At 62.2% G+C, this 24,311-nt stretch carries 21 protein-coding genes; 7 read left to right on the top strand and 14 right to left on the bottom strand.

The features are described from left to right. The first annotated feature begins 48 nt into the window (after positions 1-48). Positions 49-555: a 2-oxo-4-hydroxy-4-carboxy-5-ureidoimidazoline decarboxylase gene (uraD, locus tag KSP9073_RS05520; protein ID WP_108841889.1), complete on the top strand. Its 507-nt coding sequence runs from the start codon at positions 49-51 to the stop codon at positions 553-555. Here uraD and KSP9073_RS05515 read toward each other — a convergent pair. The 7 genes from KSP9073_RS05515 to KSP9073_RS05485 form a co-directional block, all read right to left on the bottom strand. Beyond that, positions 552-905 carry an I78 family peptidase inhibitor gene (locus KSP9073_RS05515; RefSeq protein WP_108841888.1) on the bottom strand — a complete coding sequence of 118 codons (354 nt, stop codon included), beginning with the start codon at positions 903-905 and terminating at the stop codon, positions 552-554. The genes uraD and KSP9073_RS05515 overlap by 4 nt on opposite strands. Next, positions 902-2,602 carry an amidase gene (locus KSP9073_RS05510; protein WP_108841887.1) on the bottom strand — a complete coding sequence of 567 codons (1,701 nt, stop codon included), beginning with the start codon at positions 2,600-2,602 and terminating at the stop codon, positions 902-904. Before KSP9073_RS05510 ends, KSP9073_RS05515 begins: the two co-directional genes overlap by 4 nt. A 131-nt stretch (positions 2,603-2,733) precedes the next feature. Then, complete coding sequence (locus tag KSP9073_RS05505) at positions 2,734-3,036, bottom strand: hypothetical protein (protein ID WP_108841886.1); 303 nt, start codon at positions 3,034-3,036, stop codon at positions 2,734-2,736. Beyond that, entirely contained in the window at positions 3,036-5,324 is a 2,289-nt protein-coding gene (locus KSP9073_RS05500; RefSeq protein ID WP_243409118.1) for an FdhF/YdeP family oxidoreductase, read from the bottom strand. The genes KSP9073_RS05505 and KSP9073_RS05500 overlap by 1 nt, the downstream gene beginning before the upstream one ends. Positions 5,325-5,403: 79 nt before the next feature. Continuing rightward, complete coding sequence (locus KSP9073_RS05495) at positions 5,404-6,147, bottom strand: formate dehydrogenase accessory sulfurtransferase FdhD (protein WP_108841885.1); 744 nt, start codon at positions 6,145-6,147, stop codon at positions 5,404-5,406. A 304-nt stretch (positions 6,148-6,451) separates the two neighbouring features. Next, the gene (locus tag KSP9073_RS05490; protein WP_108841884.1) at positions 6,452-7,333 is read right to left on the bottom strand and encodes a LysR family transcriptional regulator; all 882 of its coding nucleotides are present in this window, start codon (positions 7,331-7,333) and stop codon (positions 6,452-6,454) included. Between the two features lie 6 nt (positions 7,334-7,339). Beyond that, positions 7,340-8,017 (bottom strand): HAD family hydrolase, encoded by a 678-nt coding sequence (locus KSP9073_RS05485; RefSeq protein ID WP_165814164.1) that lies wholly within the window; start codon positions 8,015-8,017, stop codon positions 7,340-7,342. A 148-nt stretch (positions 8,018-8,165) separates the two neighbouring features. On the opposite strand from KSP9073_RS05485, the gene fhuF reads away from it, so the two are divergent. Then, the gene (gene fhuF, locus KSP9073_RS05480; protein WP_165814163.1) at positions 8,166-8,915 is read left to right on the top strand and encodes a siderophore-iron reductase FhuF; all 750 of its coding nucleotides are present in this window, start codon (positions 8,166-8,168) and stop codon (positions 8,913-8,915) included. On the opposite strand, the gene KSP9073_RS05475 is transcribed toward fhuF, so the two are convergent. The 5 genes from KSP9073_RS05475 to KSP9073_RS05455 all read right to left on the bottom strand — a co-directional run bounded on the left by KSP9073_RS05475 (position 8,906) and on the right by KSP9073_RS05455 (position 15,490). After that, positions 8,906-9,388, bottom strand: a complete 483-nt coding sequence (locus KSP9073_RS05475; RefSeq protein ID WP_108841881.1) for a hypothetical protein — start codon at positions 9,386-9,388, stop codon at positions 8,906-8,908. The two genes, fhuF and KSP9073_RS05475, sit on opposite strands and share 10 nt — an antisense overlap. Before the next feature lie 183 nt (positions 9,389-9,571). After that, entirely contained in the window at positions 9,572-10,867 is a 1,296-nt protein-coding gene (locus KSP9073_RS05470; RefSeq protein ID WP_108841880.1) for a lysine N(6)-hydroxylase/L-ornithine N(5)-oxygenase family protein, read from the bottom strand. Between the two features lie 21 nt (positions 10,868-10,888). Beyond that, positions 10,889-12,811: an IucA/IucC family protein gene (locus tag KSP9073_RS05465; RefSeq protein WP_108841879.1), complete on the bottom strand. Its 1,923-nt coding sequence runs from the start codon at positions 12,809-12,811 to the stop codon at positions 10,889-10,891. Next, positions 12,811-13,665 (bottom strand): GNAT family N-acetyltransferase, encoded by an 855-nt coding sequence (locus tag KSP9073_RS05460; RefSeq protein WP_165814162.1) that lies wholly within the window; start codon positions 13,663-13,665, stop codon positions 12,811-12,813. Before KSP9073_RS05460 ends, KSP9073_RS05465 begins: the two co-directional genes overlap by 1 nt. A 46-nt stretch (positions 13,666-13,711) precedes the next feature. Continuing rightward, a complete protein-coding gene (locus KSP9073_RS05455; RefSeq protein ID WP_108841877.1) occupies positions 13,712-15,490 on the bottom strand; it encodes an IucA/IucC family protein in 1,779 nt (592 codons plus the stop codon). 231 nt (positions 15,491-15,721) lie between these two features. Between KSP9073_RS05455 and KSP9073_RS05450 the strand changes: the two genes are divergently transcribed. From KSP9073_RS05450 to KSP9073_RS05430, 5 genes are read left to right on the top strand one after another with little or no spacing between them, the layout of a single operon-like run. Continuing rightward, positions 15,722-16,930 carry an isochorismate synthase gene (locus tag KSP9073_RS05450; protein WP_207771414.1) on the top strand — a complete coding sequence of 403 codons (1,209 nt, stop codon included), beginning with the start codon at positions 15,722-15,724 and terminating at the stop codon, positions 16,928-16,930. 2 nt (positions 16,931-16,932) lie between these two features. Beyond that, positions 16,933-18,651, top strand: a complete 1,719-nt coding sequence (locus KSP9073_RS05445; RefSeq protein ID WP_108841876.1) for a (2,3-dihydroxybenzoyl)adenylate synthase — start codon at positions 16,933-16,935, stop codon at positions 18,649-18,651. 39 nt (positions 18,652-18,690) lie between these two features. Continuing rightward, positions 18,691-19,587, top strand: a complete 897-nt coding sequence (locus KSP9073_RS05440; protein ID WP_108841875.1) for an isochorismatase — start codon at positions 18,691-18,693, stop codon at positions 19,585-19,587. After that, the gene (locus KSP9073_RS05435) at positions 19,584-20,450 is read left to right on the top strand and encodes a siderophore-interacting protein (RefSeq protein ID WP_108841874.1); all 867 of its coding nucleotides are present in this window, start codon (positions 19,584-19,586) and stop codon (positions 20,448-20,450) included. The genes KSP9073_RS05440 and KSP9073_RS05435 overlap by 4 nt, the downstream gene beginning before the upstream one ends. After that, complete coding sequence (locus tag KSP9073_RS05430; RefSeq protein WP_108841873.1) at positions 20,447-21,235, top strand: 2,3-dihydro-2,3-dihydroxybenzoate dehydrogenase; 789 nt, start codon at positions 20,447-20,449, stop codon at positions 21,233-21,235. The genes KSP9073_RS05435 and KSP9073_RS05430 overlap by 4 nt, the downstream gene beginning before the upstream one ends. Before the next feature lie 103 nt (positions 21,236-21,338). On the opposite strand, the gene KSP9073_RS05425 is transcribed toward KSP9073_RS05430, so the two are convergent. Then, positions 21,339-23,597 carry a TonB-dependent siderophore receptor gene (locus KSP9073_RS05425; RefSeq protein WP_108841872.1) on the bottom strand — a complete coding sequence of 753 codons (2,259 nt, stop codon included), beginning with the start codon at positions 23,595-23,597 and terminating at the stop codon, positions 21,339-21,341. 422 nt (positions 23,598-24,019) lie between these two features. Next, positions 24,020-24,151 carry an entericidin A/B family lipoprotein gene (locus tag KSP9073_RS05420; RefSeq protein WP_108841871.1) on the bottom strand — a complete coding sequence of 44 codons (132 nt, stop codon included), beginning with the start codon at positions 24,149-24,151 and terminating at the stop codon, positions 24,020-24,022. Positions 24,152-24,311 lie beyond the last annotated feature (160 nt).

The raw sequence follows: 24,311 nt of genomic DNA, 5'->3' as shown, positions 1-24,311 counted from the left end.
GTCTGTCCCTCGAGCCTGCCGGGATTTGTCACCAAAGGGAAGCCTGATATGTCCATTACGCTGGAAACTCTCAATCATCTGCCCGAAGCGCAGTTTGTCTCGCATCTGGAAGGGCTTTATGAACATTCGTCCTGGATCGTGCGCGACATTGCCATCCAGCGCCCCTTTGCCAGCAGTGATGCCCTGATCGATGCCGCCCAGGCCCACATTCGTCAGGCCCCGACCCGGGCACAGCATGAATTGATCTGCGCCCACCCGGAGCTGGGCAGTCGCCAGCTGGCCCGTCTAAGTGCGGCGTCACAAAGCGAGCAGCGCAACGCCAGGCTGGCAGAAGATGAGACGCGCCTTGAGCAACTGCGCACCCTCAACGAGGCCTATCGCCAGCGTCACGGCTTCCCATTTGTCGTGGCCGTGGCCGGCATGACACCCGAGGCCATTGTTTCAACTCTGGAAACACGCCTGCCGCGCGACAGCGACAGCGAAATCAACGAGAGTCTTATCCAGATCGGGCATATCGCCCACCAGCGTCTGATCCGGCTACTCGAGACAGATTAACCGCAGCTAAAGGACTGGATAACGCCCTGGTCGTTGACATGAATGTTTAGACGATCCTGGCGGTAATCCATGGTCTTCATGGTATCCGGTGCCAGCACGCGAAACTGCTGGGCCTGACTCTGGTCAACGATGTGCTGGCGCACGTTCTGATCCAGTGTGGCACCGGTCAGTGCCTTGAGATGATCGGCCCCACACGCCTTCAGGGCCTCATCGGAGGGCTGGGACACCGTCTCGGCATCACTGCCGTTGCGGGCGGCAGGTGCATCCTCGCTGCCACCACCGAACCAGGCGCAGCCGTTCAGTCCCAGAAAGGTTGTGGTGACAAGCGCGGCAAGCAGAGCGTGTTTCATGGTGATCTCCGATCAAGAGTGGCCGATGCCCGCCCGGGGTCTGTCAGCGGGGCCATGGCAGGCAGCGAAAGCGTTTTATCATCGGCAACATCCTGCATGAAGGCCAGCCCCATCCGATAGAGCACAGCCTCCTGACGCTCGCCCCCCAGAAGGGAAAGGTTGACGGGCACACCGGCACTGGTCATGCCCATCGGCATCGTCAGTTCAGGGAAGCCGGTGGCAGAGGCAATATAGCCCAGCGCAAACGGCTCACGGGTCGTACATTCATAATCATTGTGTTTGCCGTCTGTCAGCGGCGGCGCCGGGCAGGCTTCGGTGGGAAAGACCAGGGCATCGAGGTGATTGTTGGCCATGAACTGTGCCAGGTGTTCGCGAAGCTCGGGAAGACGCCGCGAGACCACCTCCAGATACTCCGGAGAGCCCTCAAATCGCTCATCCAGGCGATACTGCATGCCGCGAATCCGGCGCGGCGTGACCGGCGGGTGATTCCCGGCGTGTTGATTAAGTGCCTCGCACCGCCTCATGATTTCCTTGAGCGTGTGAGGCTGGTCCTGGTCGAACTGACGCAGGTAGCGCTCCAGCTGGGGCTGGAACTCCGCCTGATGCACCGGGCCCACCGCCGTGGGCCAGAGATCGAGATAGTGCCTTTCAAGCGTGGCGCGCACAGGCGTTGCCCCCAGCGCCTTGAGGCGCTTGAGCGCGTGGGCAAAGTGCGCCTCGATCTCGGCATTGCCTGCCTGGCGATTCTCGATCACGCCGACGCGCAGCCCCTGAAGGGGTGTGGGATTCTCGGGCGCCGGAACAGGATCAAGGCCCTTGAGCGGCGCGCGCTCATTGAACCAGGTGGCATCATCGTGCTCATCACGGCCCGCCATGGCCGCCAGTACCCAGGCATTGCCCTGCACGGTGCGGGTCATGGGCGCCGGCGTATCAAAGGACATGGCCAGCGGAATAATGCCATCACGGCTCACCCGACCCAGCGTTGGGCGCATGGCCACAAGCCCTGCTGCATGTGCCGGGCCGCGCACGGAGCCTTCCGTATCGGTGCCAATGGAGAAAGGGGCAAACCCGGCCGCCACGGCAGCGGCCGAACCGCTGCTGGACCCCAGTACACTGCGATCCAGCCGCCAGGGGTTACGGGTAATGCCGCCCCTGGAGCTGTAGCCCGGCTCGCCATAGCTGGCAGCGAACTCGGTCATGTTGGTCTTGCCCAGCAAAATGGCCCCGGCCTGCTCCAGGCGCTGGACCATATGCGCACTGTCTTTCGGGTAGGCGTGCGAGAGCACCATGGAGCCGCCCGAGGTGGGCAGCCCCTTCACATCGACATTGTCCTTGACCACAAAGGGAATGCCGTAAAGCGGCCCATGGCCACTTTCGTAACGGTGGCGATCAAGCATGCGGGCCCGGGCGATGGCCCCGGGCGCCAGATCCAGCATGGCATTGATGGTGGGCCCCTGATCATCCAGCGCGCCGATACGGGCCAGATAAAACCGGGTCAGCTGCTCCGAGCTCACCTCGCCACGATCCAGCATGGCACGCAGCTCAGGCAGGGTTTTCTGTTCAAGATGCAGGGATCGATCACTGATCGCGGGATCAACGCCGTCGCCCGCGCTGGCCGATGACGCCATCAAAAGCCCCATCAACATGCCGGAAACCGTGCACCACCAGAGACGTCGGCCGAACCCGAGCCGAAACATCGCATGCTCCCCACGTGCCGGGCACGTCTTGTTCAGGAAGCCCGCATCGTGCCTGCCTGGTGCCGACAGAAGCAAGGCGCCATCGCCTGGCAACGCCGTCTGGACCGAGAGCTGCGCACATCGGCAAAGGCTCAGGGGCCGGCCACGGCGCACCCATCAATGAGCGAAAGCCAGAGCCCCGGGCCGGCCCCACGACGCGCAGTGATATCGATCAACCCGCGGTTTTCCAGCGAGGAAGCGCTGCGCCGCACCAGCGCATGGGCCACCTCAAGCTCCCGGGACAGTCGCCCGCTGTCCAGCGGCACTTGCCCGACATCTCCGGCGCTTTCCAGACGCGCCAGCAGCAGTGCCTCCAGCCCATCAAGGCCCGGGTAGCGCTGCAGCCAGCGCGTCAGGTGCCCGACCTGTTCGCAGGTGAGGGACTCGATATTCATCAGACCAGCCGCTGACTCTTCTCAAGCCGGATGGCCACCGACTTGGAGTTGGGGGTATTGCTCTTGATGCCGACGCTGTCGAGTGGGATCAGCGGATTGGTTTCGGGATAATAGGCCGCGGCACAGCCAGTGGGGGTGTCGTATTTCACCACGCGAAAGCCATCGGCACGGCGCTCGATACCATCCTCGCACTCTCCGATCAGATTGACCCAGTCGCCGTCGGCCACGCCCAGGCGCACCATGTCGGCAGGACTGATGAAAATCACCTGACGCGTGCCTTCCACGCCACGGTAGCGATCGTTGTAGCCATAGATCGTGGTGTTGTACTGATCGTGACTGCGCATGGTCTGCAGGGTAATCCAGCCTTCGCGTCGGGCCAGTTTCTGATGCAGCACCGCCTCGGGCAGGGGTTCACTACAGAACCGGGCAAGACCGGTCTCGGTCGGAAACTCACGCTGCGCACCCGGGTTACCCAGCCAGAAGCCACGCTCCTGACGCACGCGGGCGTTGAAGTCTTCAAAGCCCGGCAGCACGGCCGCCACGTGATCACGGATGCGGTCGTAGTCACCGGCCAGCGCGTCCCAGTCCACCACGTCACTGCCCAGCAGTCTTTTGGCAATGCCGGTGAGGATGGCAATCTCGGAGCGCAGCTCTTTGGATGCCGGCTTGTGAATCCCGGCCGAGCCGTGAACCATGCTCATCGAGTCTTCCACGGTAATCAGCTGCGATTTGCCGTCGGCGCGGCGGTCCACTTCAACACGACCGATGACCGGCAGAATCAGCGCGTCACGGCCGGTCACCAGATGGCTGCGGTTGAGCCTGGTGCTCATGTGGACTGTCAGGTCGCAGCGCTCAAGTGCTGCCTCGCAGACATGGGAGTCGGAGGTGGCGCGGGCAAAGTTGCCCCCCAGTCCAACAAAGACCCGGCACTGCCCGTCACGCATGGCGCGAATGGCAGATACCGTGTCATGGCCGTGCCGGCGCGGCATCGCCACGTTGTAAAACCCTTCAAGCGCATCCAGAAACGCATCATCGGGCTTTTCATAGATGCCCATGGTGCGATCACCCTGCACGTTGGAGTGTCCGCGAACCGGGCAGGTGCCGGCCCCGGGCTTGCCGATGTTGCCCTTGAGCAGCAGGAAATTGATGATCTCGCGCACCGTGGCGACCGAATGCTCGTGCTGGGTAATCCCCATTGCCCAGGCACAGATGGTGGCGTTCGACCGGATATAGACCTCGGCGGCCTCGGTAATCTCTTCGCGGCTCAGGCCCGACTGTGCTTCGATGGCCGCCCAGGGCGTGGCCTCGACCACGGCGCGCCAGCCCTCCAGCCCGTCGGTATGCTGCGCGATGAAGTCATGATCGAGCACGTTGCCATCACGGTCATCGCGTTCGAACACGATTTTGGCCATGCCGCGAATGGCGGCCATGTCGCCGCCCAGCGCCGGACACAGATAAAGCGAGCTGACCCGACCACTGCCGCCGGTCGCCATTTCCAGCTTGCGCTGCGGGTCGGCAAAGCGCTCCAGACCGCGCTCCTTGAGCGTATTGAAGGCCACGATCTGACAGCCGTTATCAGCTGCCTCACGCAGGGTGCCCAGCATGCGCGGATGATTGGTGCCCGGGTTCTGGCCAAAGGTAAAAATCGCCTCGGCACGCTCGAAATCTTCCAGCAACACGCTGCCTTTGCCCGTGCCCAGCGCCTCGGAAAGCCCCGTACCGCTGGCCTCGTGACACATGTTGGAGCAGTCCGGCAGGTTGTTGGTGCCATAAAGGCGCGCCAGCAGCTGAAAGACCCAGGCCGACTCGTTGCACGCCTTGCCCGAGGTGTAAAAAAGCGCCTGATCGGAATGGTCCAGTGCCTTGAGGCGATCGGCCACCAGCTGACAGGCATCCTCCCAGCGGATCGACTCGTAGTGGTCGGTCTCCGGGTTGTAGCGCATCGGGGAGGTCAACCGCCCCTGATCCTCCAGGCGATAGTCGTCCCACGTCTTCATCTCGGTCACCGACCAGCGCTTGAAAAAGCGCGGCGTGACCCGCTTGGCGGTGGTTTCCCAGGTGACGGCCTTGACGCCGTTTTCACAGAACTCGAACGACGAGGCGTGCTCGGGGTCGCCCCAGGCACAGCCCGGACAGTCAAAGCCATCGGGCTGGTTGAGCTTTAACAGCGCACGCACGTTGGAGAGCGGCGCACGACTGTGGCGAAGATGCCGACCAACGGAGATCAGCGCCCCCCAGCCTGCGGCCGGGTGGGTGTATTCGAAGATACGTTCCTTGGGGAGGCTCACGGACAACTCTTTATGGCAGACGGTGATGACAGACGGGTCACGGAAAAGGGACAGCTTGCAGGCCCGGGCGGGCCGAGGATCAGCCGCTGCTGAGCAGGGTCAGGCGGCGGCCTCGATGGCAGCAGATCAGATTCAGCGCACACAGGCGGGCGATATCAACGGCAAGCGGTGAAGGATGGGAGAGCGTGGCCAGCGTCGGGATGCCGGCACGCACCGCCTTTTGCACCAGCTCCAGACTGCAGCGACTCGAGAGCAGCACCATGGCGATCGGCCTGCCCTCGACCAGCGAGGCGCCAATCAGCTTGTCGAGCGCGTTGTGTCGACCGATATCGACACCGCTACCCAGCCACTGACCTTCGCGATCAAAACCCAGCGCCATGTGAAGCCCTGGCTTGCCCTCATCGGACAGCTGGGCCAGCGCTTTTTCAAGCTGCGCCGGCGGGGGCGGCGTGCTGGCAGGCAGACGCTGCAGTCCCTCCATCATCTGCGCCTCTTCGGCACTGCCGCACCGGCCGCAGCTCGAGGAGGCCGAGGTGATGCGCCGGCGCTCGCCGGCCAGTCGTTCGATGTGGGTCGCCACGCTCATGCGCACCCGCACGCCGTGGCGCAGTCGATCGATGGTGATATCGCCGACCTGCGAGGCCCGCGTAATCATCCCTTCACTGAAGGCAAACCCTACCGCCCAGTGTTCAAGCGCTTCGGGCGTGGCCAGCACGGAGGCGTAGGCGGTCTCGTTGAATGACAGCGTGACCGGCAGCTCCGAAGGCCCCTGAAGCTGCTCGCTGGGGGTCTGGGTAGCGTTCTCGTAATCAGAAAGCGACATGGCAGTACGGCTCCTCTGACGGGCGAGCGTTGCAAGGGATACGGCGGGCCCGGGCGGGGCATCGGCACACGAATGTCTCGATGACAGTGACGAAAGTATAACGCCGCGCGCGCGATGCGCTCCAATGGAGCAGCGACATGAATCGATCGAGGTCGTCTATCAATGGTGTAAAACGGCCCGTGTCTCAAAACGATTGATGTTTCAAAACGATCAATGCCTCAAAACGGTCAACGTTTCAAAAAAGATCATCGACTGAAGAGCTGTCCTGTCTGGCACGCTGTCAGGGGATAAAGCGCCGCTGTCCTCAGAAGTCGTCCGGAGACTCGCGCAGCCACTCCAGCAGTGCCCGCAAGCGTCGTGAGGGTGGCGCTCCCGCGCGCCAAAGAAGCCCCACCGGAGGATCTTCTTCGGTCGCCGGCAGCAGCCGGTGGATCAGTCCTGAATGACGTTGGGCATCGGGACCGTGCTGCTCGACCACCCCTACGCCGGCCCCCTGCGCCACCAGCCGCTCAAGCGCCGCCATGGATTCCGCTTCCAGCACGGGCGACAGCGTTATCCCCTCCCGGCGGGCGTGAATGTCGACCCGATGGCGATGCTGCATGTCCGGGGTCAAAAGACACAGCGGAAAGGCGCCAAGGTCCGCCCACGCCGGTTGTTCCGGCAGAGTGAAACAGTCCTTGCGCGCCAGTAGCGCGTAGCGCTCGGTATAGAGCCTTCGTGCCACAAAGGGTTCGGCGGCGGGCACATCCAGATAGCCCACTGCCACATCGATGTCCCCTTCCATGAGCGATTGCATCAGGGGCAGCGTGGCCCGCTCCATCAGGCGCAGCGATAGGGCCGGATACTGCTGCCGCAGCGGCACGATCCAGCGGCTGACGGCATCGAGCGCCGATGGGATCAGCCCCAGTCGCAGCAGACCGCTGGGCGGGCTTTTGGGATCAAGCTCGGCGTTGAGCTCGTCAAGCGAGGCAAGGATGCGGCGGGCGTGGCTAAGCACATGCTCCCCTTCCGGGGTCAGCCCCTCGAAGCGGTGGCCACGAATGATCAGGGCGCACCCAAGCTCCTCTTCCAGCTGCTTGAGCCGTGCCGAGAGCGTGGGCTGGGTCACGTTGCAGGCGGTGGCGGCACGCCCGAAATGGCGTTCGCGGGCCAGAGCAACCAGAAAGCCGAGCTGTCGATGATCCATGCCGGGCTAGCGCTTCGCGCGACGGACATCGATCCAGTCGCGCGCCTGCACCAGACTTTCCAGCACCACGGTGGCCCGGGAAAAATCCTGATCCTTTGAGTAGGCATTGGGAATGGCGATGACATCAATGCCGGCGGCGCGCGCGGACTCGACGCCGTGGCACGTATCCTCGATGGCCACTGCCGCACCCGCATCAATGCCCAGCCGTTCCAGCCCGGTCAGATAGCTCTCGGGATGGGGCTTGGAGTGGGTCACATCGGTACGCGTGACGATATGATCAAAGAGCTGGGCCAGCGTGTAATGCTCAAGCGTGGGCATGATTTCCACTCGACCACTGCCGGTGATCAGCGCCATCGACAGGCCCGCTTCGCGACACCATTCAAGCATCTCGGTGGCATGGCCCATCAGCGCCAGCGGCTTGCGGGTAAAGGTATCGACCGTACGGCTGACCTTGCGCTCCACCAGCGCGTCACGCTCGATATCAAGCCCGCGGGTGCGAATCAGCCGTTCGGCTTCCTGGGGTACCGGGACCCCCGAGCTCTCGCGCCGATACTCGACCTCATCAATATGGGCCTCAAATTCGGCAAGAATCTCGTTCCAGATGCCATGGTGGGCGCTTTCGGAATCGACCAGCGTGCCGTCGAAATCAAACAGTACCGCGCGATAGGACGTGGATGACGGCATGCCGTGCTCCCTGTAGTGGTGTTGGTGCATGGTCCAGCAACATGAGCGCCCGGGCAACTGCAGGGTTTCGGGTTCGTTGCTAGAATCATTCTCATTCACGCATCAGTGCCTGAGCTGGAAGGTTCGGCAACCCCGGAGGACCATCGTCATGTTTGATGCGCTGTTCAAGGAGCGACTGGCCCGCTTTGGCACCGCCCTGACCTGTCGACGCTCGGGCATGCAAGACGTCATGCCGGTGCGTCGGCTGCTGGAAAAAGACGTACTGGAAGGGATCCTGACGCGCTTTAGCGAGCATCACGGGCCCAGCGAGCGCCGTGCCGTGGCCACGCAGTGGTCAAAGCACTATCTGAGCCAGCTGATCATTCCCATCACGGTGGTGGAACTGTGCCGGGACATTCACCTGCCCACAAGCCTTGATGACATGGGAGTCGTGCTGGCAGAAGACGGCACGCCCGAGCAATTTGTACTGCCCCATGAGGGCACCATCAGTCTGGACAACGGCTGCGCGCGCTTTTGCCCGCTGATCGCCCGCCATCTCACGCCGTTGATCGAAACATTGGCACGCCAGGTACATTTCTCGCCTCGCGTGCTGTGGAGCAACGCCGCAGTCTATTTCGAATTTGGCGTCAATGAACTGGCGCGCCAGGGGCTGGCGAGTGACTTCGAGATCAATGGGGCACGCGCCATGATGGCGCAGCGCCAGCTGCCGGGCCGCCAGCGCAACCCTTTCTACCGCCCGGTGGAATACATCGATATGATCGACGACAGCGGCACCGTCGAGCCGTGGCGCTGCCGGCGCATGTGCTGCCTGCGCTATCTCGATGACACGCTCGGGCTGTGCGGCAACTGCCCGCGGCTGAAAGCCACCCGAGCGGAGAAAGACCCGACTCAGGCCTGAGCGCTGTCCTGCTCGGCGCCGTCATCGGCATGCTCGCGATGAGCCGTGCCGGCATCGCGACGCAGGCGCAGTTCGTCTTCATACATCTGTTCCATGACGTGCAGCAGGCCGCCCAGTATCCACCAGACGCCGAAGATGGCCAGCAGAAAGGCCACAGCGGCCACGACAGGATTCTGGAACAGCGCATAAAGCGCAGCGGCCGCCAGACAGAAGGCGTAGCCGCCTACCGCGCGACGCAGCGATTTATCAAGGCGCTGCCAGAACGTGTTCTGGCTATATCCCATGCCCCGACGCCAGAGAATGTCGGTCATCACGTGGAAGGTGATGGCAGCCGACACCAGCAAAAGCGCAAAGCTCACGATCTGGAAGATGCCAAAGGCCGGGCTGGTAATCACGGCAAAAAGCCACAGGATAGGCAGTGACACTACTGCCCACATCACGATCGCTCGCTTGCGCAACGCTTGATTGTTCATCGTCCTCATGTCCTGTCTGGTCGGTGGTGCAAGGTCCGGCACGGCCTGCCCGGTCGTCATGTCCTGCGTGTGACACCGGCGCCGGTGAGTTGGTTCATCGCCATTTGTTCTGGCCTGAACGCACGCCGCTAACGGGCGAACAGCGCCACAGTGTGCCCTGGATACCTGAACGACACCTTGCCGTTATGATGATTCGCGCCCCTGCGGCGTCCATGTCACCGGCCCCGCATCGTCTTCCAGATCGAAATGTACCTCACCGCTCAGGTGATTGAGAATCACCGCCGAGCGCCAGGCCATCAGCGACAGCTGCGGCTCGGCAATCCCGTAGCGGGTGCGTCCGGCGTTCACGGCGTAGATGCGACTGTCGCCGCCTCCCTGCCAGTCGAGCATGAAGTGTTGTCCCATGCTCGGCTCGCCGTGCGCATCGCGCTGGATCCGATCCAGCAGCGGCGCCATGCACTCGGGCAGACTGGATTCAAAACCGGTGGCAAAAATCACCACATCGGCATCAAAGCGCTCCAGCACGCCGGTCGTGCCATGTCGGGCCTGGAGCATGAAGACCCCATCATCACACGTCATGTCGATCGCCTCGCGATGGGGCAAAAGGTGCGCCCAGCGCGGCTCGTTCATGACATCAAAACGGTGATAAAGCGTCTGATAGATCTCGGTCAAGGCCGCCGGTGTGATGCCATCGCTGGCATATTTCTGCGCGTTGACCTCACGTCTGCGGACCTCATCCTCCAGCCCGGCGAACTGTGAGGTGTAGCCGGGCGTGAAGTATTCATTGGTGAAGGCAGTTTCATCGAGCGGCTGAAAGTTGCGCCGACGCGATAGCCAGTGCAGCGACCGCAGCGGCCCCCAGTGGCCACGCAGGGCGTTGATAAAGATATCCGCACCACTCTGCCCGCCGCCAACGATCACCATCCGCTGATTGGTGAAATCACGTGCCCGCCAGGCCATCGATTCCGCGTGCAGGCAGCGCTCACCCTGATGCGCGCGCGCAAACGCCGGCAGCCAGGGGGCCTTGCCATTGCCCAGACACAGGTGCCGTGCCCGGAAGGTGCGGGTGTCGGTTTTGAGCTGGAAATGCTCACCGTCATGGTCGATCTCGCGCACGCGGTGATCCAGCCAGACGTTGTCGAGCCCCTCGGCGGCCCAGCGCAGGTAATCGGAGAACTCCGCACGCGAAACCGTGGACAGCTCGGCATTCAAAAAGCGATAAAAGCGGCGATGCTGGACCAGATAGTTGAGAAATGACCAGCGGCTGGTCGGGTCGATCGCCGTGACCAGATCCTTGAGAAAGCCGGTCTGCAGATGCGTATCCGGCAGCATCATGCCTTCATGCCAGACGTAACGCCGCTGGCGGTCAAAAAAGCGCGTCGAAAGCATTGGCAGACCATCGGCCAGCGCAGCAATGCTTAAATTGAACGGGCCGGCGCCGATGCCGGCCAGATCCAGAAGCTCGGGGGTATCAGCCATGTTGGGCAATGTCTCGGGTAGTTACGCGCCCTGACGCGACAGTGCCGTCTCGCCGTGGCGGCGTAGCGGGTCGTCGTCACTCAGGCAGTGATAGAGCGGGTTATCGATCAAATGATCCATGTCCGGCAGCATGCGCGCCGCCGAATGATCATTGGCATGCAGAAACTTCGAACGATTAAGCCCCAGTCGCAAAATGCGCGGCTTGAACAGGCTGAACAGGTCAAAGCGCGGCTGCATTTCGTCGTGGCGCGCCATGTAGTCTCCCAGCGCTTTCGCACAGAGCTGGTAAAAGCGCGTCTCGCTGACGCCGGCCTGTATGGCCAAAGGCGCCACGAAACGCAACAGCGTCACGAAATGCCCGGTCTGAAGGTCGTGAATCAGCTTTTCCGGCCCCAGGCGCACAGTGACCTCCACCAGTTCCCGGGGCAGGTCGTGCGCTTCGGGAAAGTCCTCATCGACCAGGCGCAGGTCGCCCTGAAAATCCTTGAGCGCCAGCCGATGCGGCACGCCGTCGCGCAGGATCAGGGTCAGATTCTGACCGTGGGCGATGATAATGACCCCGAACCGGCAGATCAGATGATACATCGGGATCAGCGTGGCCTCGAACATACGGGAAAGCCACTGCTCGGCCTCAAGGTTTGAGGCCTCGATATAGGCGGCAAGCCAGGCGCGACCGCTGGCGTCGCACTGCATCAGCTCCGACATCAAAAGCGCGTGCTCGCCCTCATTAATTCGCGGGGCCAGACCTTCACGCCAGATCACCCCGCACAGTTCGCGAAAGCGATACGGCGCCTCATCGAGGCGGCCGTATTGATCGTGTTCGACCACTGCCGAGGCCGGCTCGGCCAGAATCTCGAGCCCGGCCCGCTGAAACTCCTCGTCATCCGCCGCGCGCGCCTGGAGCCAGCCTGATGCAGCAGGGCCTGCCAGCATGTATTGCCCTGGAATGCCGCGATAGCTTGAGGTGTTCATGATGGTAATTGGCAGCTTGAGATCATAGCGCCCGGGGCGGCTGGCATTGGTCAGCGTGCGCAGCGACTGCTGGGCCACAAAGTGATCGCCAAAGGCGCCCAGCCAGGCCATGTCCCCACGACCGATATCGCCGACGTGCAGCATGGAGAGCATGCGCGCCCACTGCCATGGGTGTACCGGCATCAGCGCATACGCGTCGGCCTTCTCCCCCAGCACCGCACACTTGCCATCGCGCGCGGCCAGAAGCAGGCGGCGCTGATCGTCATCCAGCACGCTTTCAAGCAGCTCGTCCGCATCGATGGCCATGCGGCTGCTTTTGAGACGCCTGCGGCGTACCATCAGCCAATCGACCTGAAAGGGATGGCCGTATTCCGGCGCGTAGCGCTCAAGCGATTGCACGCCCCAGCCGCGCCGCCCCTTGTTGAACAAGAACTTGGGGTGGCCATCGAGCACGGCCTGACGCTGCGGCTCAAAAAGCCGAATGGCGTCATCGGCGTTCAAGCGCTGATGCACCTCGATCAGATAGCAGTCACCGTGCAGGGTGTTGTAAAGATCTTCCAGATGCTCGGCCAGCTGGGCATCATTCATGCCCATGCCGGGGGCCAGCGCCAGCAGGAACTCGGCCGCCTCCGGTATCTCACTGATATCTTTCGGGCCGCAAAGGCTGTCGACCTCGATCAGCAGCTGCCCCCATAGATTGGTCTCGGCCTGAAAGTGCCAGCGCCCGCAGGCTCGGCTCTCGGCCGACGTGCTGCGCGCATCAGAAGACACCGTCTTGACCTCCAGCCACCAGCCCTCATGCCCTGTTTCGGGCACCAGCACCTGTTCATAGGCCAGCTCGCTGATCATTTTGGCGATCAGCGCGCGATTGGCACGCGACCAGTGACGGCGGATCGCCTCGTCAGGATCGATGGCGGCAAGCTGCGGGGGCAGGATCGATACCGGTGCCGATCGGGTCGAGTCAGACAACATCACATCACCTGTCCAAAAAAGTGAGCGCGCGTGCCCATGACCAGCATGGCGCGCTTGTCGGGCAGATCAAATTCACGCTGGCTGAAAAGCCCGAGACGCTCAAGATGGCGGAAGATGCGCTCGTTGCCGGCATCCGGCTCCAGCACAACGCGCTCGGTGCGGGGCTCGCTCAGATACGCGTAGTGCTGAAGCCCGGTCAGCCAGGTATCCACGAACTGCGCGCCCCGGAAGTCTTCTTCGCCCACCAGCACATGCAGGCCCCGGTCAAAGGCCTGCCAGTCGTAGTACTCGCCCAGCACGTCTTCAGGCGCCCAGTAGAGTTCGAAATAACCGAACGCGTCACCGTCCAGCTCACCGATCAACGACAGTCGATGCGGCTCGGCCAGCCGGTGCGACAGCCATTCGGCAAAGGCCTCACGCGGCTTGTCCTGCTGCCAGAAACGGGCCACCCGCTCACGGTGCATCCACTGATGCAGACGATCGAGATCACGCTCGCCGTCGCACACCCGCAGGGTCAGACGCTTTTCCAGCCGCGGGTCGAGGCGTTCATACACCTCACCGCGTGGCTTGACCGGTCGCCAGGGCCGACCCAGTTCGATGTCGAAGGGCTGCGCGGCGTAGTCGGACTGCAGCCACTGCCATGGGCGCTGATAGAAGCTTTCCCGCAGCACCCGTGGCGCGCCCAGCGCCTGACACAGGGGGTACCAGTACGGATCGGCACGCCAGGCGTCATCAAGGATCAGGAGCCGACACGCCGGGCGGGTCGCGAAATGATGATCGATGGCGTCCAGAAGCGAGCGCTCCTGCGAGGGCGCCAGCCTTTCGCTGGCAGACAGATCGTCACGGCTGGACATAATGGTTTCTCGCGGTATCAGGGTCATGGGTCAGGACGCACAGGCCTCAATCGACAGCGGACTTGATCGACAAGGGGTTGGGCATGTCCAGATAGATGGTTGCCGGGTCGTCCAGCGTGGACTCGTTGAGGCCGGACAGATAGCAGAAGAAGTTGCTTTTGACCTCCAGCATGTTCGAGTCCAGCAGATGATCAAGCAGCGTGGTATCCCCATTGCCGGCGCGCTCACGCAGCGCGGTCAGATGAGCGCGCAGGTGCGCGACCAGCACGGACTCCTCGACAAACCCCGCCTCGGCCAGCACCGCCGTGACCGAAAGTGTCGAATTGACGATGACATAATAGGGAAAATAGCGCGTAAGCATGTCCGCCGTGATGCGATGATCCTGACTGACGCTCTCCTCGGGGTGACAGGCCTCAAAGTGCGCCGTGACCCCACTGCCCTGGCAGTCACGATAGTCCACGCCCACCGGACGCTCACGATCAAGGCGCACCACGATGTTTTGCTGATGGGCCAGCAGCACGATGCCCTCCTCGACCACCAGCCGGATCAGCGGCGACAGTACCCGCTCACAGAAAGCGCCAAACCACTGGATCGCCGCCTCGCGCTCGCCGAGGTTGTCCAGTGCGGCCAGACGCCTGACGCCATTGGCCAGCAGCGTCTGCCCTGCCCTGCCCAGCGGCTGGGTCAGTGTGGCGAGCACCACACTCGGCGCGTCAGAACCCTGGATGCGATTTTCACGCAACAGCGCCAGGCTCGCCTCATCGATCTCGCCGTCGTCGTTTTTCCAGCCCAGCCAGGCCGGTTCCTGCATCAGATGAAAGTGCTCGCGAATATCAGGCTTCACCCCGGGCCACCAGCGATCCAGCCGCAGCCCACGCATCACCTCGTTGCCGTGCAGCACCCGCAGGGAGTTGGTCAACTTCGCCGACAGCGAGCCCTTGACCATCCAGTCGGTCTGCGGGCAGTAAAGCGAACGATGCGACGAGGTCGGATACCAGCGCCGCGTGGTGGCAGCGTCATCACGCTCCTCCCCCAGCACGATCAGCTCACCGGCATCGATCAGGGCTGCGATATCTTCACGGCCTTGCAGAAAACGTGACTGCCAGGGATGCACCGGCAGGGCACTGAACCCCACGGGCAGGCGCTCGGCCAGCGTTTCGGGCAAAAGATCGTGCATCATGGCTGCGGCCGCCATTTCACGGCTGCTGTTCCCTACCGCACGCGTTGGGGATACCCCCCACCAGACCAGCCCGAAACAGGCCCGATGTTCCGGGGTATAGTCACGCGCCTGCTCGGCATCAAAGGGGGCCTGAGACTTGGGCGCCGGGTGAAAGTCGTGACCGACCAGCAACCCCTGCTCGGCCTCGAGAAACCCGAGAGGCCCCTGGCCGAGATGTTCAAGATCATCGCGCCCGGCCAGAGCGGCGGCGATGGTATTGCGACTGCCCATCACGCTTTCGAAAAACGTATCGCGGCGCGCGTCATCAAGGCGTCCCACCAGCGGATGCTCACGCAGCCACGGGCTTTCGAGCAGATATGCCACGGCCTGCTCGAAAGTAATCGCCTCAAGCGCGTCACCGGTCGCGCGCATCACCGGTAGCTGGACGCGACAGCGCCCTGAAAGGCTTCGATGCTCAAGCGTCAGACGCAGACAGCGGTTGTGATCGTCGGTCAGGGGAATGACGGCGATCTCGTCGCTGCCATGGTCCACCAGCCACCAGTGCGAGGTTTCACGCAGCAGGGCATTGAAAAAGCTGGTCGCCGCCAGCCGATCGGCCCATTCGCTGTGGATATCGGACGTCGGGTGACGAGAAAAGTCCTGCATCGAGCACTCCTGTCAGGGGTCACGTTGACCGGCAAGTTCTGGCGTGGCAGCAAGCATAGTCGATCCCGCGAAAGCCTGCGCCAGGCCTGTGAATCGGCCATGGCACGCGCCTCACAGGGACAAATGATTTTGATAATGCTTCTCATTTGAGCTAAGGTATCGGTTTGTTACCGCACCGATACATGCCTTCCGGTGCCCGTCCACTGACAACGCGACTTGTCAGGAGTCCACGTGAATCAGCCATTACCTTCCCGGTTTCCTCTGGATCAGGCCCCCTGGGGGCTGCTTGAGGGGCTCAAACCCGGCGACGCCTTTTTTTCTTCACCGGCCACGACCCTGCTCGGGCGCGGCACTGCCCATGCGCGTCATACGCCTGATGCCAGACCGGAGACTCTGGACGCCGCCGCTCGCGAGCTGTTTGATACGGCGCGCGCTCAGGGGCATCCGGATCCCGTCATCATGGGCCTGATTCCGTTTAATCACGCTGACAGCGCGCGTCTTTTTGTCCCCCGGGAGCTTTTGCGTGCCGCCCCCGGCACGTTTGAGCAGTGCCCGGCCAGTGCGCCGCTTGAGACCCGGGCTCTGGCGATCACGCCGGAGCCTTCGCCCGAACATTACTGCCAGGCCGTGGACAGTGCGCTGACGCTTTTTGAGACCACCGCGCTCAACAAGGTCGTGCTGGCCCGGTCACTGCGCGCGGACACTCAGGCACCGGTGGATGCTCAGGCCCTGTTGAAGCGGCTTTTAAGCATCAATCCGCGAGGCTATAACTTTGCCCTGCCGGCCGGTGACACCGAGAGCCTGGTCGGCGCAAGCCCCGAGCTTTTGATTCGCCGTGTGGGCAACCGGATCATCGCCAATCCGCTGGCGGGGTCCGTTCCCCGTCACAGTGATCCGCAGGAAGATCAGCGCCGCGCCGAGGGGCTTTACGTCTCCGACAAGGACCTGCGTGAACACGCGCTGGTCGTGGAGGCCATCGTGACCGCCCTTCGCCCGCTGTGCCGCACGCTGGAGGTGCCTGAAGGCCCGGAAGTCATCGCCACCGATCGCATGTGGCATCTTTCCACCACGATTGAAGGAGAGCTGGCCGACCCGACCATGACCTCGCTGAGCGTGGCGGCCGCGCTGCATCCCACCCCGGCAGTCTGCGGCGCCCCCTGGCAGGATGCGCATCAGGCCATCGCGTCTTTTGAAGGCTTTGAGCGCGGCTATTTCACCGGCCTGGTCGGCTGGTGTGATGCCACCGGCGATGGCGAATGGGCCATTGCCATACGCTGCGCCGAACTGGCCCCCGACCATGTGCGCGTGTTTGCCGGCGCAGGCGTCGTGCCGGGCTCCAGTCCTCAGGGAGAGCTTGAGGAAACAGCGGCAAAAATGCGGACCATGCTTGATGCCATGGGCCTTGATTACGAAGACGATGCCACGAACGTGACGGCCTGATCATGACCAACCCGACATCTTCCTCGACAACAGCGCCGACCCGGCGCGCCACGCTTGACGACATCATCGAACGCTGCCCGGACTATCCGCTCGAGCGCCAGCGCCTTTACCGTGACCAGGGCTGCTGGATCGATGAAACCTTCGGCGCCATGCTGCGCCGCCTGAGCGCTGAACACGGCCCGCGAGAGGCACTCGTCGAAGGTAATCTGCGCCTGAGCTACACCGAACTCGATCAGCGTGTGGACGGCCTTGCGCGCGGTCTTCGCCGCCTAGGCATCGAGCGCGGTGACCGGGTCGTCATCCAGCTGCCCAATCGTCATGAGTTCGTGGTGGCCTGCTTTGCCCTTTTCCGTCTGGGCGCACTGCCGGTCTTTGCCCTGCCGGCGCATCGACGCTTTGAGGTCGAGCATTTCTGTCGCGCGGCCACGGCAAAAGCACTGTTGATCTGCGATAAGGACGCAGGCTTTGACTATCGCGCCATGGCGCGAGATGTGCGTTTGACGGTCCCCACGCTTAAGCAGGTGATCGTGTGCGGCGAGGCGCAGGAGTTCACAGCGTTTGATGATCTCCTCGAGCACGAGGGCGAGCCGGTCGAAGACGTGCCGAGCGCCCACGACCTGGCCTTTTTCCAGCTCTCTGGCGGCACCACCGGCGTACCCAAGCTGATTCCGCGGCGCCATGACGACTATCACTACAGCCTGCGCGAGAGCAATCGCGCCTGTGCGGTAACGCTTGATACGGTCTATCTGGTGGCGCTGCCGATTGCGCACAATTTCCCCATGAGTTCGCCGGGCTTTCTGGGTGTGCTGCTCGGCGGTGGCCGGCTGGTCATCGCCCCGCGCCCCAGCCCGGACGAGTGCTTTGCCCTGATCGAGCGCGAGCGGGTCACCATGACCTCGCTGGTGCCGCCGCTGGCCATGCTGTGGCTCGACAGCGCCCCTCACGCTCAGGCGGACCTGTCGAGTCTCGACATCCTGCAGGTGGGCGGGGCGAAGCTGGTCAGTGAGGCTGCGCGCCGCGTCGCACCGGCACTGGGCTGTCGGCTACAGCAGGTCTTTGGCATGGCCGAGGGGCTGGTCAACTACACCGGCCTTGATGATCCGATCGAGTTGATCAACACCACCCAGGGTCAGCCGATGTCCGAGCTTGATGAGGTGCTGGTGGTCGATGACGACGATCAGCCGATCCCGCCGGGCGGCGTGGGCCATCTGATCACGCGTGGCCCCTATACCATTCCGGGCTATTTCGTGGCGCCGGCCGAAGGCGATGAGCCTGAAGGCGCTCACAACCAGCGCGCCTTCACGCACGATGGCTTTTATCGCACCGGCGATCGCGTTCAGATGACGCCGGACGGCTATCTGATTGTCGAAGGTCGGGACAAGGATCAGATCAACCGCGGCGGCGAGAAGGTGGCCGCCGAGGAAGTCGAAAATCAGCTGCTGGCCCATGACAATGTCCACGATGTGGCCGTGGTGGCCATGCCGGACCCCTATCTGGGCGAGCGCGTCTGCGCCTTTGTCGTACCACGCGGGGAGACCCCGAAGCCGATGGTACTGGCACGCTTTCTGCGCGACCGTGGCCTTGCCCATTACAAGGTGCCCGAGCGCTTTGAATTTCTTGAGGCCTTCCCCCAGACCGGGGTGGGCAAGATCAGCAAAAAGGCGCTGCGCCAGACGCTCAAGGCGCACTGGTTTGCCAGTGAACCTGCCGCCGGCGAGTAACGACGAACCGCAGCGCTGAACGATTACAGGAGAGGTAACATGGCCATTCCCGCCATCGCGAGCTATTCACTGCCCACGACCAGCGAGCTGCCCGACAACCGGGTGAACTGGCAGGTCGACCCGGCACGCGCCGTACTGCTGATTCACGACATGCAGCGCTATTTTCTGGCCAAGTACGATGTGAGCGCCGCGCCTGTCCCCGAGGTGATCCACCATCTGGCGACGCTGATCAAGGCCGCCCGCGCGGCAGGCGTGCCGGTGGTCTATACCGCCCAGCCCACCGATCAGCCCGACAGCGACCGCGCCCTGCTCAACGACTTCTGGGGCCCGGGCCTGCCGGCCCACCCCGAGCAGTATCCGGTGGTGGATGAACTGGCCCCGCAGAACGGTGATGTGGTGCTGACCAAGTGGCGCTACAGTGCCTTTCAGCGCAGCGACCTGCGAGAACGCATGCGCACCTGGGGCCGTGATCAGCTGATCATCGGCGGGGTCTATGCCCACATCGGCTGCATGGCCACCGCGCTGGAAGGCTTCATGCAGGACGTGCAGTGCTTCATGCTCACCGACGGCGTAGCAGATTTCTCCCGCGAACGTCATGACATGGCGCTTGAGTACGTGGCCGGGCGCTGCGGCGTGGTCACCACCAGTGCCCGTGCCCTTGAGGCGCTCGAGTCCGGCCAGGGCAGTCAGCAGGCCGAAGTCGCCATGACGCAGGCCGCGCTGACCGAGCGGGTCGCGACACTGGCCGGCGTCAGCGCCGAAGAGATTCCGGCCGATGACAACCTGCTCTTTTACGGGCTGGACTCAATGCGCATGATGACGTTTGTCGAGGAACTGCGCCGGGAAGGCTTTGATGTCAGTTTCATGGATCTGGTCGAGGCGCCGACCATCGTCGACTGGGTCGCGCTGCTCAACCGTCAGGGGGTGAGTGCATGAGTGTTGCCGACATGACCGCCGCACAGGCGGCGAAGGCACCACCGGCAAGGGGCAAAAAGCGCCCGCCGATGCTGCTGGAAGTGATACGCCGTGAAGTGATCACCGAACACATGATCCGCATCGTGCTGGGCGGTGAGGCACTGGAAGGCTTTCCCGCCCATCGCGGCGGCGGCCACATCAAGGTTTTTCTGCCGCTTGAGCACCAGCGTGCACCGGTACTGCCGCAGCTGACCGAGGCCGGCGTGGTCTGGCCGGCGGCGGAAGAAAAACCGATTACCCGCACCTACAGCGTGCGCCATTTTGACGTCGAGCGTCGCGAGCTGAGCGTGGATTTCGTCGCCCATGGCGATGAAGGCCCGGCCTCGCGCTGGGCGCTGGCGGCACGTCCTGGAGACCTGATCGGTATCAGCGGCCCCGGTGGACCGGACCCGTTGCTGCCGCCGGCCGACTGGTCACTGATTGCCGGTGACATGACGGCCCTGCCGGCCATCGGCGCCCTGCTTGAAGCCATGGGCGAAGAAGCACGCGGCGTGGTATTCATCGAAGTGGAAAGCCCTACTGAGCGCCAGACACTGCACCACCCGCAGGGCGTCGAGGTGCACTGGCTGTATCGCGGCGATATTCCGTCCTGCCTTTCCACACTGCAGATCGATGCCGTGCGCGCCATGGATTTCCCCGAATCCGGCAGCGTTTCGGCCTGGGTCGGCGGTGAGAATTCGGCCGTGCTCTCCCTTCGCGAGCATCTGATGGGCGTACGCGGACTGAAAAAATCACAGCTTTATGCCGTGCCCTACTGGCGCCACTGCTGGAACGAGGAACGCTATCACCAGGAGCGTCATCGCATCATGGATGAACTCAAATGAGCGGCGAATTCCAGGACGATCATATCGTCATTACCGGTGCCGCCCGCGGCATCGGCGCCACGCTGGCACAGGATCTTCTTGAACAGGGGGCGAGCGTTGCCCTGCTGGACAGCCTTGAAGACACCCTCAACGACACGGCCACCCGGCTGGGTGAGGCATTCGGCAGCGAGCGGGTCAGCACGTACGTGGTGGACGTCAGCGACTCGACTGCGGTGGATAAAGCCATTGCCGAGATCGAAGCGCACGCGCCCATCACGCACCTGGCGCATGTGGCCGGCGTACTGCAGATGGGCCGCGTCACGGAACTGACCGATGCGCAGTGGCTGCATGCGCTGAACATCAATACCACTGGCGTATTCAATGTCACCCGCGCCGTGGCCCGGCGAATGTCCGAGCGACAAAAGGGGGCGATCGTGGTGGTCGGCTCCAACGCCGCCGATACGCCGCGCCAGGCCATGGGCGCCTACTGCGCCTCCAAGGCCGCCACCCATCAGCTGGTGCGCTGTCTGGGTCTGGAAATGGCCGAGCATAACGTGCGCTGCAACATCGTCTCGCCCGGCTCCACCGACACCGACATGCAGCGCGGCATGTGGATCGATGACAGCGGTCGCGATAACGTGATTCGCGGCTCTTTGGAAGGCTGGAAGCTGGGCATTCCGCTCCGACGGATTGCCGAACCTGGAGACGTCAGCGAAGCGATCCGCTTTTTGCTGTCCGACCGCGCCCGCCACATCACCCTGCATGACATGCGCATCGATGGGGGTGCCACGCTGGGCATTCGGTAAGACGCCTGAAGCTGACGCACATTAAAAAACCCGGCTCATGGCCGGGTTTTTTAATGCGGTACGTCCTGAGGAAGCGGCGCCGGCATAACCGACGCCGAATCGATCAGAAGTCGTAGCGCAGCGAAGCCACCACATTCGAGGGAGCGCCGTACATATTAAAGGTGCCTGTACTACCCACGCGCTCGTAATACTTCCTGTCGAGAATGTTGTTGAAGTTCAGCTGGCCCGACAGGCTCTGAGTGAAGTCGTAGCCGACCATGGCATCGACCACCGCATAACCCGGCGCTTCAACGCCTTGGCTTGAGTGGAAACCATCCATCGCCGTCACGCCACCACCGATGCGGAAACCGTCTAGCGCCCCGCCTTCAAAGCCGTACTGGGTCCAGAGATTGACCGTGTTGTGCGGCATCAGCAGGAAGGTCGCCTCTTCATCACCGTCTTTAACCTCGGTGTCCAGATAGGTATAACCGGCGATCACGTCCCACTGATCGGTGATGCTGCCAGTCAGCTCGAGCTCTGCCCCCTGGATACGACGCTTGCCGGTATCGGCATTATAAGTTTGCCCTGTAACACCGGCCGCATAGTTTTCATCGTAAAGGCGGAAAGCGCTCATGCGAGCGTTGAGGTCGCCGTTAAAGTAACTGCCCTTGATGCCCACTTCATATTGCGTACCCTCACGCGCCTTGAGCAGATCATTGTTGGCATCCGTTTGCGTCTGTGGCTTGAAGACCTCGGAGTAGCTGGCATAGAGCGAGTGGTGACGATCCAGATCGTAAACCAGACCGCCATAGGGTGTAAGCTTGCTATCATCGCTGCGGCTGCTTACCGAATCATTGTTGCCATGATTGGTGACACGAGCCTGATAGGAGCTCAACCGAGCACCACCGATCAAGGCCAGATCCTGAATCGGTCGGAAGGTCAGCTTCGAATAGAATCCGTACTCTTCAAGCGTTTCACGTTGGTCAGAAATGCGCGCACCGCGCCGATCAGGATCAAGAAAATCAAGCTCGGTAATGTTTCTGATGCCGTCAAACGAAGTAGGCCCATCACCCAATCCATCATTGAAATAAGTATTGTTGGGGCCCCCTCTTGCAGCCACGGCACTTCGAACCGTATCTGTTTCGTAGCGCTTGTAATCCGTGCCTACGACGAACTCGCTGACATTACCCAATGCATCAAAGGGCTGACTGTAGCTGGCGTCCATGGACAGTGACTGCTGGTCTATATCACCGCCCGTCCCTCTGGCGTCAAAGCCACCACTTTCGTCAACGCCGGTACCGCCAAATACATAGTTGTAATTGGCCTGCCTGGTGGAATAACGCGCAGCAAGTTGACCATAGCCGCCGTTATCGAACTGGTGGGTCAGCTCGGCAATGTAATCATTGCTTTGCATCTCAAAGCTGTTCCAGTCCGCCCCTGCGAAGGTTGAGCGCTTGATGTCCAGCAGATTCCCGTCTGCGTCGGTTGGAAGACCGTTATTGACGGTGATGTCCTTGTGCTGGCGAAGGTAAGCCAGCGACAGCATGGTGTCCTCGTCCAGATCGACATCCAGCGCACCATAAAAGGTCTGGTTGGTATTATCGTTGTGATCGACAAAGCCGTTGGTGTCGCTGTTATCAATCACCAGTCGGCCACGCACGCTGCCATCGGCATTGATCGGGCCGGACAGGTCTGTCTCTACGTAATTTTGATCCCAGCTGCCGTAGCGGCCGGTGACATGCCCCTGAAAGTCGTAGGTTGGGCGCTTGCGTACCAGATTGACGATGCCGCCCATCTCGCTGGTGCTGTTAAAGAGCCCGGACGGCCCGCGCATGATCTCGACCCGGTCAAAGGAAGACAGGTTCGGCACCGTACCGTTGATGCTGGCCATGGGGGCCGGCAAGCCATCGATGTTGTACTCGTCGTACTCATAGCCGCGGGCATAAATCGAGGAACGGCCATCATCGTTTGAAAGCACTCGCATGCCCGGCGTACGCTTGGCCATCTGGTCGAGCGTGTCGAAGTTTTGATCCTCGATTGCCTCGCGGGTCACCACACTGATCGACTGGGGAATGTCACGCAGGGCGGCCGGCGTTTTGGTGCCGACCGTTGCGGCATCCACGCCATAGCCACCGGTCTGTTCGGACGGGAGCATGTCATAGAGCCGGTTGCCTTCCACGGTAATGGTGTCAAGGCGCGAGCCGTCACCGCCGGACGCCGTGGCAGTGGTCGTGGTGACCGTCGTGGTCTCTGCTGCATCACTGCCCTGCTGCTCGGCCGCCCATACACCACCCGCCACCGGCAATAACACTGCACCGGCCAGCAGTGAGGTCAGATAACGTACTTCCCCTGTGCCGGGACAGAACTTCCCCGTTCGACTCATGACTGTTCCCCTGACTGTTATGGTCACTACCGTGCTTTTTTTGATGGGCACTGATGTTATAAGCACCAAAGCCCGCGCTCAGGCGTGCGACGGCGTAAATTCAAGCGAAGTCACAGTAGAGTTAATGATAAAGATTATCAAGTGTATGTTCATATCATTTGAACTTTAATAGAACAACGGGGTCGTCGTGAGTGCCAGACCCAGCGAACAGCGCTCAAATTCGCCTGGATCTCGTGACAGGCAAGGCAGTGTCAGAAGGCGAAAGCAGGATCAAAAAGGACCGGCCAGAAAGGGGCGTTTAAAAGGGGCTGGTCAGAAAGGAGAGACTTGAGACGTCTGAGCGGGAATACAAGGCAGCAACAGAGAGCGAAGACCCGATACGACGGGCAGGTGACGTTGCGTCCCTGCCCGGGAAGCCACTATCAGTTGGCGGCGTCCTGAATGGACTGTCCACCTTCCGAGATATCTTCACCTGCGCCGCCCACCGTGTTGCAGCCAGACAGCGCCGCTGCGGAAAAGAGGGCGATCAGCATCATGCTCATCCATTTTTTCATGTAACAGCTCCTTGTTCACCGGGTGATATGGGCGCCCGGGTCCATATTGGCTGGACTCGTCATCGCGTTCCCATGACATGAGCCTGGCAGTTTTCAAGCCGGTTTGCATTTCAGGCAACGATCGCCTCCAATGCCTCGACATCCCGTCCTTTTGCCCTCC

The sequence above is a fragment of the Kushneria phyllosphaerae genome (genome assembly GCF_900312995.1).
GTDB classification, from domain to species: Bacteria; Pseudomonadota; Gammaproteobacteria; order Pseudomonadales; family Halomonadaceae; genus Kushneria; species Kushneria phyllosphaerae.
Note: the sequence above shows the minus strand (reverse complement) of the source record. Positions and strands in the feature narration are given on the sequence as shown.